The 13417-nt window shown below is 65.0% G+C and carries 12 protein-coding genes; all 12 read left to right on the forward strand.

All coding sequences use genetic code 11. The features are described from left to right. The first annotated feature begins 288 nt into the window (after positions 1-288). The 12 genes from ndk (at position 289) to hflK (ending at position 13416) form a co-directional block, all read left to right on the forward strand. A complete protein-coding gene (gene ndk, locus AC1EJR_RS10730; RefSeq protein WP_477147042.1) occupies positions 289-714 on the forward strand; it encodes a nucleoside-diphosphate kinase in 426 nt (141 codons plus the stop codon). A gap of 49 nt (positions 715-763) precedes the next feature. Next, on the forward strand, positions 764-1918 hold the full coding sequence (gene rlmN, locus AC1EJR_RS10735; RefSeq protein ID WP_477147043.1) for a dual-specificity RNA methyltransferase RlmN: 1155 nt from the start codon (positions 764-766) through the stop codon (positions 1916-1918). Beyond that, positions 1915-2694, forward strand: coding sequence for a type IV pilus biogenesis/stability protein PilW (gene pilW, locus AC1EJR_RS10740; RefSeq protein WP_477113326.1), 780 nt, complete (start codon positions 1915-1917; stop codon positions 2692-2694). Before rlmN ends, pilW begins: the two co-directional genes overlap by 4 nt. Then, positions 2687-3793 carry a helix-turn-helix domain-containing protein gene (locus tag AC1EJR_RS10745; RefSeq protein ID WP_441593548.1) on the forward strand — a complete coding sequence of 369 codons (1107 nt, stop codon included), beginning with the start codon at positions 2687-2689 and terminating at the stop codon, positions 3791-3793. Before pilW ends, AC1EJR_RS10745 begins: the two co-directional genes overlap by 8 nt. A 45-nt stretch (positions 3794-3838) precedes the next feature. Next, on the forward strand, positions 3839-5131 hold the full coding sequence (gene ispG, locus AC1EJR_RS10750) for a flavodoxin-dependent (E)-4-hydroxy-3-methylbut-2-enyl-diphosphate synthase (RefSeq protein ID WP_092289692.1): 1293 nt from the start codon (positions 3839-3841) through the stop codon (positions 5129-5131). Positions 5132-5182: 51 nt separating this feature from the next. Continuing rightward, positions 5183-6544: a histidine--tRNA ligase gene (gene hisS, locus AC1EJR_RS10755; protein WP_477147044.1), complete on the forward strand. Its 1362-nt coding sequence runs from the start codon at positions 5183-5185 to the stop codon at positions 6542-6544. 92 nt (positions 6545-6636) lie between these two features. Then, positions 6637-7269: a YfgM family protein gene (locus AC1EJR_RS10760; RefSeq protein ID WP_092289688.1), complete on the forward strand. Its 633-nt coding sequence runs from the start codon at positions 6637-6639 to the stop codon at positions 7267-7269. Positions 7270-7304: 35 nt separating this feature from the next. Further along, a complete protein-coding gene (gene bamB / locus AC1EJR_RS10765) occupies positions 7305-8492 on the forward strand; it encodes an outer membrane protein assembly factor BamB (protein WP_092289686.1) in 1188 nt (395 codons plus the stop codon). A 244-nt stretch (positions 8493-8736) separates the two neighbouring features. Next, the gene (der, locus tag AC1EJR_RS10770) at positions 8737-10080 is read left to right on the forward strand and encodes a ribosome biogenesis GTPase Der (RefSeq protein ID WP_092289684.1); all 1344 of its coding nucleotides are present in this window, start codon (positions 8737-8739) and stop codon (positions 10078-10080) included. Positions 10081-10290: 210 nt separating this feature from the next. Further along, on the forward strand, positions 10291-10530 hold the full coding sequence (hfq, locus tag AC1EJR_RS10775; protein WP_092289682.1) for an RNA chaperone Hfq: 240 nt from the start codon (positions 10291-10293) through the stop codon (positions 10528-10530). 164 nt (positions 10531-10694) lie between these two features. Next, on the forward strand, positions 10695-11954 hold the full coding sequence (hflX, locus tag AC1EJR_RS10780) for a GTPase HflX (RefSeq protein WP_092289680.1): 1260 nt from the start codon (positions 10695-10697) through the stop codon (positions 11952-11954). Between the two features lie 118 nt (positions 11955-12072). After that, entirely contained in the window at positions 12073-13416 is a 1344-nt protein-coding gene (gene hflK / locus AC1EJR_RS10785) for an FtsH protease activity modulator HflK (protein WP_477147045.1), read from the forward strand. Position 13417 lies beyond the last annotated feature (1 nt).

A 13417-nucleotide genomic window follows, 5' to 3' on the forward strand; every position in this document is an offset into this window, starting at 1 on the left:
ACAGCGTCAATGTGGCATTGCGTAGGCGGTTTTGCAAGGGCCTTTGTCTTAACAATAACGCATTGGCCTGGTTGTTTTCCGATTTCGCAAACATTGGACGAGACTTTGGGCCTTCCGTTCCCCGGCTGCGCACCCAAAAAGTGTATTTTACGCTACTTATTGCGCCGCAACATCGTGCGCCAGGGCTCACAACGGGGCGAACGGGTCACGCGCTCGAATCCGTCTTGGTCTCGTGCTAGAATTGCACGTTTAATCCATTTGTAACCCCTTCATTTTTCGGAGTTTTTCATGGCGATCGAACGCACCCTGTCGATTATCAAGCCGGATGCCGTGGCCAAGAACGTTATCGGCCAGATCTACGCCCGTTTCGAGGCCGCTGGCCTGAAGATCATTGCTGCCAAGATGGTTCACCTGTCGCGCGGTGAAGCCGAGCAGTTCTACGCCGTGCACAAGGCACGCCCTTTCTTCAAGGACCTGGTGGACTTCATGGTTTCCGGCCCGGTGATGATCCAGGCCCTGGAAGGCGAAGGCGCCATTGCCAAGAATCGCGACCTGATGGGCGCCACGGACCCGAAGAAGGCTGAAAAGGGCACGATCCGCGCCGATTTCGCCGACAGCATCGACGCCAACGCCGTGCACGGCTCGGACKCCGCGGAAACGGCAGCTCAGGAAGTGGCTTTCTTCTTCCCGGGTATGAACGTTTACGGCCGCTGATTGTCCCTGACATCACGACCTGTACTGAAGTAAAGCTGGAATTGCCGTCATGAACCCTCTCGTCAACCTGCTCGATCTCGACGCGGACGCGCTCACCGCCTATTGCGGCGAGCTCGGCGAGAAGCCGTTCCGTGCCCGGCAATTGCAGCGCTGGATCCACCAGTTCGGTGCCAGCCAGTTCGACGCCATGTCGGATCTCGCCAAGTCGCTGCGCGAAAAGCTCGCCACGCGCGCCGAGATCCGCTCGCCGGCCATCATCACCGACAACGTGTCGACCGATGGCACGCGCAAATGGCTGCTCGACGTGGGCGCTGGCAACGCGGTGGAGACGGTGTACATCCCCGAGGACACGCGCGGCACGCTGTGTGTGTCCTCGCAGGCTGGATGCGCCGTCAACTGCCGGTTCTGTTCGACCGGCAAGCAGGGTTTCTCGCGCAATCTGTCGACTGGCGAGATCATCGGCCAGCTGTGGATGGCCGAGTTCGCCATGCGTGCCCAGCTGGGCCGCGGCCCCAAGGACGAGCGCGTCATCTCCAATGTGGTGATGATGGGCATGGGCGAGCCGCTGCTCAACTACGACGCCGTGGTGCCGGCCATGCGCCTGATGCTCGACGACCACGCGTACGGCCTGTMGCGCCGCCGCGTCACGCTGTCCACCTCCGGCGTGGTGCCGATGATGGACCGCCTGTCGAAAGACCTGCCGGTGGCGCTGGCGGTGTCGCTGCATGCGTCGAACGACCCGCTGCGGGACATGCTGGTCCCGCTCAACAAGAAGTACCCGCTGGCCGAACTGATGGCGGCATGCCGCCGCTACCTCGAGTTCGCGCCGCGCGATTTCATCACCTTCGAATACTGCATGCTCGATGGCGTCAACGACGGCGTCGAGCACGCGCGGGAACTGCTGAAGCTTGTGGCCGACGTGCCGTGCAAGTTCAACCTGATCCCGTTCAACCCGTTCCCGGAATCTGGCCTGAAGCGCTCGAACAACGAGCAGATCCGCCGCTTCGCCCAGGTGCTGATGGACGCGGGCATCGTTACCACGATCCGAAAGACCCGCGGCGACGATATCGACGCCGCCTGTGGCCAACTGGCCGGGGAGGTCATGGATCGGACCCGTCTGGCCGAGCGCGGCAAGTTCGGCAAGATCACGCCACTGGTGCCGGTGGTTGCCGCCGGTCAATCTCGGGAGGCCCGTCCTGCATGACCCGTCTGATTGTCGCAGCCCTGTCAGGGCTGATGATGTTGTCCGCCTGCACGTTGCCGCCTCCGCCTTCGCAGGACATCAAGACCGCCTCCGACCAGACCGCAGCGAGCCGCCGCGCCGCCATCCGGCTGCAACTGGCTACGCAATATCTTGACGCGCGCCAGTATCCGGTGGCGTTGGACGAGGTGAAGCAGGCCATCGCGATCGATCCGGCCTCCGTGGACGCCTACCATGTGCGCGCCCTGATCTACATGGGCATGAACGAGAACGCGCTGGCGGAGGATAGCTTCCGCACGGCGCTCTCGATGCGTGCCAACGATCCGGACGTGCTCAACAACTACGGCTGGTTTCTCTGCCTGACCAACCGTTTTTCCGAGGGCAAGGCCACGCTCCAGCGCGCGGTGCAGGCGCCGTCCGCCAACGGCCCGGTCAAGCCGCTGACCAACCTCGGCGCTTGCGAGCTGCGCAACGGCGACATGGTGGCGGCGGAAAAGAACCTCCAGACCGCGTATGGCTATGATCGCAGCGATCCGTCGGTCAATACGAACCTGGCGCTGCTGAACTACAAGCGCGGCGACTTCGCACAAGCACAGGAATATGCCGGCAAGGTCAACAACAGCCGGTTTGTCAGCGCGCAATCCCTCTGGCTGGGAGCGCGTATTGCACGCCGTCAGGGCGACACAGCGACACAGAATTCGCTGCTGTCGCAACTCCGCAACCGGTTTCCCGACTCGCGCGAGCTGACGGCCTACGAGAGAGGAGCTTGGGATGAGTGAACAAGAGCGCGCCTTGGAAGCTGCGACGACGGGTCACGTCGGCAGTGGCGCGACAGACTCCGACCGCGAGGCCGTGGCCCGCGAGATCGGGGCGCAACTGAAAGAAGCACGCCAGACGCAGCGTCTGTCGCTGGAGGACGTGAGCGCGCGGCTCAAGGTGGCGTCGGCCAAGCTGGCGGCCATCGAGTCCGGCAACGTGGCGAGCCTGCCTGACGTAACGTTCGCCAAGGGCGTGATGCGGGCCTACGCGCGCACGCTCCATATCGATATCGACGCGCTGCTGGGCCAGTATCACGCCCAGGCGCAGACCGCGCCGGTGCAGGAAATCACGCGCCGCCGCGAAGGTGCGATCAACCAGACGTTCGACGACCGCAAGCGCTTCGGCTCGAAGAGTTCGAGCGGGGCGGGCGGCCGCTGGGTGTGGCTGTTCTTCGTGCTCGTGGTGCTGGGCGCCGGCGGCTATTTCGGCTTCGACCACGCCCGTGCATGGTGGGAATCGCGTGAGCAAGCCGCCGCGGAAGCGCCGGCCGCCGCCGTTGTCACGGAAGACCCCACCACGGCGCAGAGCCATGGCGACGGTACGGTGACCGCAGCGCTGCCGCCGGTCATGGCGGGTAACGATTCCCCGGCGCCGTCGGAGGCACCGCCCACGACCGTGGCCGGCCTGCCGCTGGCAACGGGTGGCGCATTGGGCACTTCGGATGCCGTTTCGGCGGCACCTGCCGCGCCGTCGGCACCCGCCGCGCCGTCGGCACCCGCTGCAACGAAGCCCGCTCCGGCCGCCACGGCGACGCCCGTGACGGAAACGACCAAGCCTGTCCCGGCGACGCCTGCGGCCACGGCCACCACGGCTGCGGACGGCACGATCCAGATCCGCTTCTCGGCGGACACCTGGTACGAGGTGCGTGACCGCACCGGCAAGATTATCCTGGGCGGCACCGCCAAGGCCGGCGATACCGCTGCCGGCAGCGGCGCGGGTGGCCCGTACAAGATGATCCTGGGTAATGTGAAGGGTGTGGAATCKATCACGCGCAATGGCGCGCCCGTCGATTTCCAGTCAGCCAACCGAAATAATGTGGCGCGCCTGACGCTGCAGTGATGCAGTCGGGTGGCGCATCAAGCGATGCAACAAGGTGGTAACGCTATGAACGAGAAGGCTTCCCAGCCGGTCCTGCCGGGTTCGTTGCCGCGCCGGCAATCGCGCCAGGCGCGTGTAGTGTGGGGCGACAATATCGTCACCGTGGGTGGTGGCGCACCGGTCCGTGTGCAGTCGATGACGAACACGGATACGGTTGATGCCATCGGTACCGCGATCCAGGTCAAGGAACTGGCGCGCGCCGGGTCCGAGATCGTCCGCATCACGGTGAACACGCCCGAGGCCGCCGCCGCCGTGCCGGCCATCCGCGAACAGTTGGACCGCATGGGTGTGGACGTGCCGCTGGTCGGCGACTTCCACTACAACGGCCATACGCTGCTGCACGATTATCCCGAGTGCGCACAGGCGTTGTCGAAGTACCGGATCAACCCCGGCAACGTCGGCAAGGGCGCCAAGCGCGACCGGCAGTTCGCCGAGATGATCGAGCTGGCGTGCCGCTACGAGAAGCCGGTGCGCATCGGCGTGAACTGGGGCAGCCTGGATCAGGACCTGCTCGCCCGCATCATGGACGAGAACGCCGCCCGTGCCGTGCCCTGGGGCGCGCAGAGCGTGATGGTCGAGGCGCTGATCACGTCGGCGATCGAGTCCGCGCAGAAGGCCGAGGAAATCGGCCTGCCGGGTAGCCAGATCATCCTGTCGTGCAAGGTCTCGCAGGTGCAGGAGCTGATCGCGGTGTACCGCGAGCTGGCCCGCCGCTGCGAGTACGCGCTGCACCTGGGCCTGACCGAAGCCGGCATGGGCAGCAAGGGCATCGTGGCCTCGACGGCCGCGCTGTCGGTGCTGATGCAGGAAGGCATTGGTGACACCATCCGCATTTCGCTGACCCCGGAACCGGGCGCGGCGCGCGAGAAGGAAGTCTACGTGGCGCAGGAAATCCTGCAGACCATGGGGCTGCGCAATTTCACGCCGATGGTGATTGCCTGCCCGGGCTGCGGTCGCACCACGAGCACCACGTTCCAGGAACTCGCGTCCAGCATCCAGTCGTATCTGCGCGAGCAGATGCCGACGTGGAAGACCGCGTATCCGGGCGTCGAGGAAATGGATGTGGCCGTGATGGGCTGCATCGTGAACGGCCCCGGCGAGAGCAAGCATGCCAATATCGGCATCTCGCTGCCGGGCTCGGGCGAGTCGCCGGCGGCGCCGGTGTTCGTCGATGGCGTCAAGGTGAAGACGCTGCGCGGCGAACGCATTGCCGAGGAATTCCAGGCGATCGTGGACGAGTACGTGCGCACGCACTACGGTCCCGGCGCCACGCAGCAAGTACAAGAATCGGTGGCCTGAACCCGGCTGCATCGCAGCGAGGCAGGCAACACCGCAGGTAACGAAACGGATATGAGCGAAGAGAAGACGAAGGCCGCCAAGGCACTGCAGGGCGTGAAGGGCATGAACGACATGCTGCCCGCCGACGCCCCGCTGTGGGAAATGTTCGAGAATGCCGCACGCAGCATGCTGCGTGCCTACGGCTACCAGCAGATCCGCACGCCGATCGTCGAGCATACGCAGCTGTTCGTCCGTGGCATTGGCGAGGTGACGGACATCGTCGAGAAGGAGATGTATTCCTTCACCGATGCGCTGAACGGCGAGCACCTGACGCTGCGCCCGGAAGGCACGGCGGCGGCGGTGCGCGCGACCATCGAGCACAACCTGCTCTATGACGGCCCGAAGCGCCTCTGGTACACCGGTCCGATGTTCCGCCATGAGCGTCCGCAGCGCGGCCGCTATCGCCAGTTCCACCAGCTTGGCGCCGAGGCACTTGGCTTTGCCGGCCCCGACGTGGACGCCGAGATCATCCTCATGTGCCAGCGCCTGTGGGACGACCTGGGCCTGGTCAACGTGCGGCTGGAACTCAATTCGCTGGGTCAGGCGCATGAGCGCGCGGCCCACCGTGAGGAACTGATCAAGTACCTCGAGGGCTTCCAGGACATCCTCGACGAGGACAGCAAGCGCCGCCTCTACACGAATCCGCTGCGCGTGCTGGACACGAAGAATCCGGCGCTCCAGGAAATGGCCGCCAACGCGCCCAAGCTGATCGACTTCCTGGGCGAGGAGTCGCTGGCCCACTTCGAGGGCGTGCAGCGCCTGCTGCTGGCCAACAATATTCCGTTCAAGATCAATCCGCGCCTCGTGCGCGGGCTCGATTACTACAACCTGACCGTGTTCGAGTGGATCACGGACAAGCTCGGCGCGCAGGGCACCATTGCCGGCGGCGGTCGCTACGATCCGCTGATCCAGCAGATGGGCGGCAAGCCCGCACCGGCCTGCGGCTGGGCGATGGGCATCGAGCGGATCATCGAACTGATGCGCGAAGAGAAGCTCGCGCCGGAAGCGCCAGGTTGCGATGTCTATCTGGTCCACCAGGGTGAGGCGGCCGGCCAGCAGGCCATGATCGTCGCCGAGCGGTTGCGCGACGCCGGCCTGGACGTGGTGGTGCATGCCACGCCGGATGGCAAGAGCGGCAGCTTCAAGTCGCAGATKAAGCGCGCCGACGCAAGTGGCGCATCCTTTGCCGTTATTATTGGCGACGACGAAGTGGCKGCCGGCGTGATGCAGGTCAAGCAGCTGCGTGGCGGCAGCGCTGGTGACGGCGGCCCGCAGGCAAGCGTTGCGGCCGAAGCGGTGGTGGACCACATCATCGACGCGATGATCAACGCGACAGAGTCTGACACCGCGGACGACGCGGAAGACGAACAATAAGCGAATTCAGCGGTATCCAGCCTGGCCGATCCCGGGGGACGGCCGGACTTATCAACCTTTGCGGGTAACTGCCGCGACATGGCTTGCGAGACATGGCTTACGATCTAGAAGAACAGGAACAGCTTGAGAGCCTGAAGGCCTGGTGGAACCAGTACGGCAACATCATCACGTGGATCGTGATTGCCGCGCTGCTCGGTTTCGCGGCCTGGAGTGGCTGGAACTACTGGCAGCGCGTGCAGGCGCGCGATGCCGCGCTGCTGTACGAGCAGGTCACCAAGGCTGCCGAGGCCCGCGACGCGGACCGCGTGAAGCGCGCCGCCACCGACCTCGAGGACAAGTTCGGCCGTACGGCCTATGGTCCGATGAGCGCGCTCGTGGCGGCCAAGGTGCTGTACGATGCGGGCGATCTGGCCGGCGCCAAGACGCAGCTGCAGTGGGCCGTGGATCATGGTGGCGACGAGTACGCGCCGCTGGCGCGCGTGCGTCTGGCCGGCGTGCTGCTCGACGAGAAGGCGTACGACCAGGGCCTCGCGCTGCTGAAGGACACGCCGCCCGCCCAGTTCGAGGCACTGTTCGCTGACCGCCGGGGCGACCTGCTGGCCGCGCAGGACAAGCGCGACGACGCTCGCACTGCTTACCGCCAAGCGCTGGAGAAGCTGAGCGCCGATGAAGGTGGTATGCGCCAGATCATCCAGTTCAAGCTCGACGCGCTGGGCACGGCCTGAGCGGCACATCGAATAATCCTTAGGATCGTATCCCTATGACGTCATTGCTCCGCGCCGCCGCCATCCGTTCGCTGTCTCCCGTGGTGTCTCGCCGTGTCGCCCGCGTGGTAGTCGCCGGCGCCTGCGTGAGCGCGCTGGCCGGCTGCTCGCTGTTCGGCAAGGAAAACAAGCATCCGCCCACCGAGCTGAAGCCGATTTCGGCCACGCTGTCCGTCAAGCAGGCCTGGAAGGCCGACGTGGGCAAGAGCGGCCCGTACGTGATGGCCCCGGTGGCGGCTGGTAATAATGTATACGTGTCGTCCAAGGGCGGCACCGTGCTGGCGCTGGAAGGCAATTCGGGGCGTACGCTCTGGAAGGCCAAGACCGACCTCGACCTGACCTCGGGCCCCGGCTCGGACGGCTCGGTGACGGCTGTGGCCGGCGAGAAGGGCGCGATCTACGCCTTCGACACCAGCGGGAAGCAGATCTGGAAGAAGCAGGTCAACGGCGAGGTGCTGTCGGCGCCGCTGGTCGGCAACGGCCTCGTGGTCGTGCGCACGACCGATACGCGTGTGATCGGCCTCGACGCCCAGACCGGCGACCGCCGCTGGATCTACCAGCGCTCGCAGACCCCGCTGAACCTGCGCGCCGCCATGGGCATGGTCTATGCTGGCGACGGCATCGTCATGGGCTTCCCGGGTGGCAAGCTCGGCGTGCTGGCACCCGGCAACGGCGTGCTGCGCTGGGAAAGCACGGTGTCGTATCCGAAGGGCGTGTCCGAGATCGAACGGCTCAACGACGTGACCGGCGTACCGGCCGTCAATGGCCGCCAGGTGTGCGCCACGACCTTCCAGGGCCGTGTGTCGTGCCTGGAACTGGCCAACGGCCAGCCGCAGTGGGGCAAGGATTTCTCCTCGCCGACCGGGCTGGCCCAGGATGAAACGTCACTGTTCGCCAGCGACGAAACCTCGACCCTCTTCGCGTTCGACCGTTCCAACGGCAACGAGCGCTGGAAGAACGACCAGCTCCGCTATCGCAGCCTGGGTGCGCCGATCGCGCTCGGCCGCTCGGTGGTGGTGGGCGATTTCGAGGGCTTTGTCCACTTCCTGTCCCGTGAAGACGGGCAGATCGTGGCCCGCATGAAGACCGACGGCAGCGCCGTCAGCGCAGCGCCGGTCGTGGCCGGCCAGACGCTGGTCGTACAGACCCGCGACGGTGATATCTTCGGTTTCGTACCGAACTGATCGCCAGCGCACGCAAGCCTGGCCGTGCCCCTGTCGCACGACCGGCGCCAATCCGGTAGCATGATCCCTGGTCGTGCCAGCAACTGCGGAAGGTGGCGATTCGCCCCGGTTCCGCGCCCGACAGGAAGCCCCATTTCAGGGAATACGGCCAGCCGCGCGGTAATCCGTGCGATGGTTGTCGGATCAACATGACTCCGGAGTTGCCGGGGGACGGCATATGCCGCCCCCMGTTTCCGTTTATTGCATGAAACCAGTTATCGCACTCGTCGGACGCCCGAATGTGGGCAAGTCGACGCTATTCAATCGCATGACCCGCTCCCGGGACGCCCTTGTGGCCGACCTGCCGGGTCTCACGCGGGACCGCCACTACGGCGAAGGCCGCATCGGCGAGCGTCCGTTCATCGTTATCGACACGGGTGGTTTCGAACCCGTGGCCAAGGACGGCATCGTGGCCGAGATGGCCAAGCAGACGCGCCAGGCCGTGGTCGAGGCCGACGTGGTCATCTTCCTGGTCGACGGCCGCCTGGGCCTGGCGCCGCAGGACCGTGTGATCGCCGACTACCTGCGCAAGACCGGTCGTCGCATCATGCTGGCCGTGAACAAGGCCGAGGGCATGAAGTACACCTCGGTAGCCGCGGACTTCTACGAACTCGGCATGGGCGACCCCTATGCGATTTCGTCCACGCACGGCGACGGCGTGAGCGAACTCGTGGACGAGGCGCTGGAGATGGCCGTGCAGGAGCGTCCGGAGCTCGCCGAGCAGACGGATGAGAGCCATCGCGGCGTGAAGATCGCGATCGTGGGGCGCCCGAACGTGGGCAAGTCCACGATGGTCAACACGCTGATCGGCGAGGAGCGCGTGATCGCGTTCGACATGCCGGGCACCACGCGTGACGCGATCTATGTGGAATTCGAGCGGGGCGGCAAGCCGTACACGCTGATCGACACGGCTGGCCTGCGCAAGCGCGGCAAGGTGTTCGAGGCGATCGAGAAGTTCTCGGTGGTCAAGACGCTGCAGTCGATTGCCGACGCCAACGTGGTCGTCCTGCTACTCGACGCCCAGCAGGACATTTCCGAGCAGGACGCGCACATCGCCGGCTTCATCGTCGAATCCGGCCGGGCGCTGGTGGTGGGCGTGAACAAGTGGGACGGACTGGACGGCCACGCGCGTGACCGCATCAAGCACGACCTGGAGCGCAAGCTGCAATTCCTGAGCTTCGCGAATTTCCACTTCGTATCCGCGCGCGAACGCACCGGCATCGGCGCGCTGCTGCGCTCCGTGGATGAGGCGTACGCCGCCGCGATGGTCAAGCTGCCCACGCCGCAGCTGACCCGTGTGCTGGCCGAAGCGGTGGAGTTCCAGCAGCCCAGGCGGGTGGGCGCGTCGCGCCCCAAGCTGCGCTACGCGCACCAGGGCGGCTCGAATCCGCCGATCATCGTGGTGCACGGCAACGCGCTGCAAGGTGTGGCCGAGACCTATCGTCGCTATCTGGAAAACCGMTTCCGGACAGCGTTCAAACTCAAGGGCACACCGCTGCGCATCGAATTTCGTACGAACAAAAACCCGTACGCCGACTCGAAGGAATGAGGCGCAATGGTGCCTTTCTTCGCGGCCAAGTTTCGTTTGCGTTCGTTTGGAACTGAGGCTAAATTCACGGTAGCAGGGGAAGCCCTGCACGTTGATGCCAGCCTGGTACCGTTTTGATCTTTTTTCTGGCGCGGTTTTGCGCCAACTGACTTGAACCGGGGACTTTTGTCCCCATCATCCATCACTAAATCTATAATTTTGGAGTGTGCCATGAGCAACAAAGGGCAATTGCTACAAGACCCGTTCCTGAACGCGCTGCGCAAAGAGCACGTGCCGGTTTCCATCTACCTCGTCAATGGCATCAAGCTGCAAGGCAACATCGAATCGTTCGACCAGTACGTCGTCCTGCTGCGTAACACCGTGACGCAGATGGTCTATAAGCATGCGATTTCCACCGTCGTGCCTGCGCGCGCGGTCAACTTCCGCGTGGATGACTCCCCCGAGGGCTGATACTTCCTCTCTCGCTGCCGGCCGCATTGCGATGCGGCCGCAGCACCGTGCCTTCCCTCTTCAGTACCGTCCCACGCGGATGGTGCCATCCGCCGCGGCACGTTGCCGCAGCCGGCCATTGTATTAACAACCGTTTCTCCTTCAGGCGCTTCGCGTCCTCCCGCTTGCAACCCAGAGCTACCTCCAATACCGATCCGTCTCGCGCCATCCTGGTGGGCGTGGATTTCGGCAAGCATGATTTCCAGGAAAGCCTGTCCGAACTGGCGCTGCTGACCTCCACGGCCGGCTCGCTGCCGGTGCATACGCTGACGGGCAAGCGCTCGCGTCCCGACCCCGCGCTGTTCATCGGCTCCGGCAAGGCGGAGGAACTCAAGGAAGCGGCCGACGCGCTCGACGCCGACATCGTCGTGTTCAACCACGCGCTCAGTCCCGCCCAGCAGCGGAATCTGGAGCGATTCCTGAACCGGCATGTCATCGACCGTACTGGCCTGATCCTCGACATCTTCGGCCAGCGTGCGCAAAGCCACGTCGGCAAGGTGCAGGTGGAGCTCGCCCAGGTCCAGTACCAGGCGTCGCGCCTGGTTCGCGCATGGAGCCACCTGGAGCGGCAGAAGGGCGGTATCGGCATGCGCGGCGGCCCCGGCGAGCGCCAGATCGAACTGGACCGCCGGATGCTCGATGAGCGCGCCAAGCGGCTCAAAGCCGACCTGTCGCGGCTCCAGCGCCAGCACCATACGCAGCGCCGTGCCCGCGCGCGTAACGACACACTCAGCATCTCGCTGGTGGGTTATACCAACGCGGGCAAGTCCACGCTGTTCAACGCGCTGACCAAGGCGCGCGCCTATGCCGCCGACCAGCTGTTCGCCACGCTCGATACGACGTCGCGCCGTCTGTTCCTGGAGGGCCTGGGTAATGTCGTGCTGTCGGATACGGTCGGGTTCATCCGCGACCTGCCGACGCAGTTGGTGGCGGCGTTCCGCGCCACGCTGGACGAGACCGTGCACGCCGACCTGCTGCTCCACGTGGTGGATGCMTCCAGCCCGGTGCGGCATGAGCAGATCGAGCAGGTCAACCGCGTGCTGGCCGAGATCAACGCGTCGGATATCCCGCAGATCGTCGTGATGAACAAGATCGACGCCGCGCCCGAACTGCTTGAGCAGGGCCCGCGCGTGGAGCGCGACGAGGATGGCGTGCCGAAGCGCGTGTTCCTGTCCGCCCGCGAGGGCGTGGGGCTCGACGTGCTGCGCGAGGCCATCGTCGATGTGGCGCGCTGGCTGGCGGAGCAACCCGATGCGCCGGCGCCGTACGACCCGCGCCTGGCCGAGGTGCCGGGGCTGGCCGACGACGCCATGTTCGAACCGGACGGCCGGGAGGGCCCAGATGCCCCAGATGACCCCGATTCGGACCCTCCGCGCGCGAATTAAGCAGGCAATCTCATTGTTGTTCAGCGAGATTCGCCACCCGATTGGGGATTTTGAGCAAAAGTGATCAAGATGACTGCTAGAATCCCCCTGTTCCAAACTTCCCGGACCCGTGCACTTCATGCCCCTGTTCCAACGGAATCCTGACTCGCGCTCTGTGCCAGGCAGCCAAGCCCTGCATCCTGCAGGCTGGTCGCGCCTGCGCGCCATCTTCTCGCTGAACGATCCCCGCTGGGGCCGTAACGGTCAGGACGATGAAGACAAGGACAAGGATAAGAATCGCCAGCAGAACCAGCGGCCGCAGGACGGCCCGCCCGACCTCGACGAACTGTGGCGCGACTTCAACCGCCGCCTGAACGGCCTGCTGGGCCGCAAGGACAACGGCGGGGGTGGCCCGAACTTCGGCAACGGCCCCCGTACGCCGGGCAAGGGTTCGAACATCGGCATGGGCATCATCGTGGCGGCCGTGGTCGGTATCTGGCTGGCCAGCGGCTTCTTCATGGTGCAGGAAGGCCAGACCGCCGTGATCCTGCAGTTCGGCAAGTTCAAGTACACGACCGGCCCCGGTATCAACTGGCGCATGCCCTGGCCGGTTCAGTCGGCCGAGGTGGTCAACCTGTCGAACGTGCGCTCGGTGGAAGTGGGCCGTGCCACGTCGATCAAGGACAGCAACCTCAAGGACTCGTCGATGCTMACGCAGGACGAGAACATCATCGACGTCCGTTTCACGGTGCAGTACGACATCCAGGACGCCGGCGAATTCCTGTTTTTCAACAAGACCGACCGCGGTGGCGATGAGGAACTGGTGACGCAGGCCGCCGAGACGTCGGTGCGCGAGATCGTGGGCCGCAACAAGATGGATGCGGTGCTGTACGAGAACCGCGAGGAGATTGCGCAGTCGTTGGCCAAGTCGATCCAGACGATCCTGTCCGCGTACAAGACCGGCATCCGCGTGATCTCGGTCAACGTCCAGAGCGTGCAGCCGCCCGAGCAGGTGCAGGCTGCGTTCGATGACGTGAACAAGGCCAGCCAGGATCGCGAGCGTGCGATCAGCGAAGGCCAGTCGTACGCCAACGACATCCTGCCGCGTGCCAAGGGTACTGCCGCCCGCCTCAAGGAAGAGGCCGAGGGCTACCGCTCCCGCGTGGTGGCGCAGGCCGAGGGTGATGCGGCCCGTTTCCGCTCGGTGCAGACGGAATACGCGAAGGCGCCGCAGGTGACGCGTGATCGCATCTATCTGGAAACCATGCAGCAGATCTACGCCAACACGAACAAGATCCTCATCGACGCCAAGGGCGGCAACAACCTGCTGTACCTGCCGCTGGACAAGCTGATGTCGCAGGTGCAAGGCACCGCCGCCACGCCCRCGCCGACGCCGGGCACGAGCGCACCGCCCGTGCCCGAGGCAGGCACCGACATCCGGTCGCGCGAAGGCATGCGCAACCGCGACCGCGATTCGCGCTGAG

Source organism: Cupriavidus sp. 05T42 (assembly GCF_056396345.1).

What these genes read in the sequence shown, in the direction of transcription:
- AC1EJR_RS10760 (WP_092289688.1), top strand. Translation starts at nt 6,637, where the DNA reads ATGGCTTACGATCTAGAAGAACAGGAACAGCTTGAGAGCCTGAAGGCC.
- bamB (WP_092289686.1), top strand. Translation starts at nt 7,305, where the DNA reads ATGACGTCATTGCTCCGCGCCGCCGCCATCCGTTCGCTGTCTCCCGTG.
- pilW (WP_477113326.1), top strand. Translation starts at nt 1,915, where the DNA reads ATGACCCGTCTGATTGTCGCAGCCCTGTCAGGGCTGATGATGTTGTCC.
- ispG (WP_092289692.1), top strand. Translation starts at nt 3,839, where the DNA reads ATGAACGAGAAGGCTTCCCAGCCGGTCCTGCCGGGTTCGTTGCCGCGC.
- hfq (WP_092289682.1), top strand. Translation starts at nt 10,291, where the DNA reads ATGAGCAACAAAGGGCAATTGCTACAAGACCCGTTCCTGAACGCGCTG.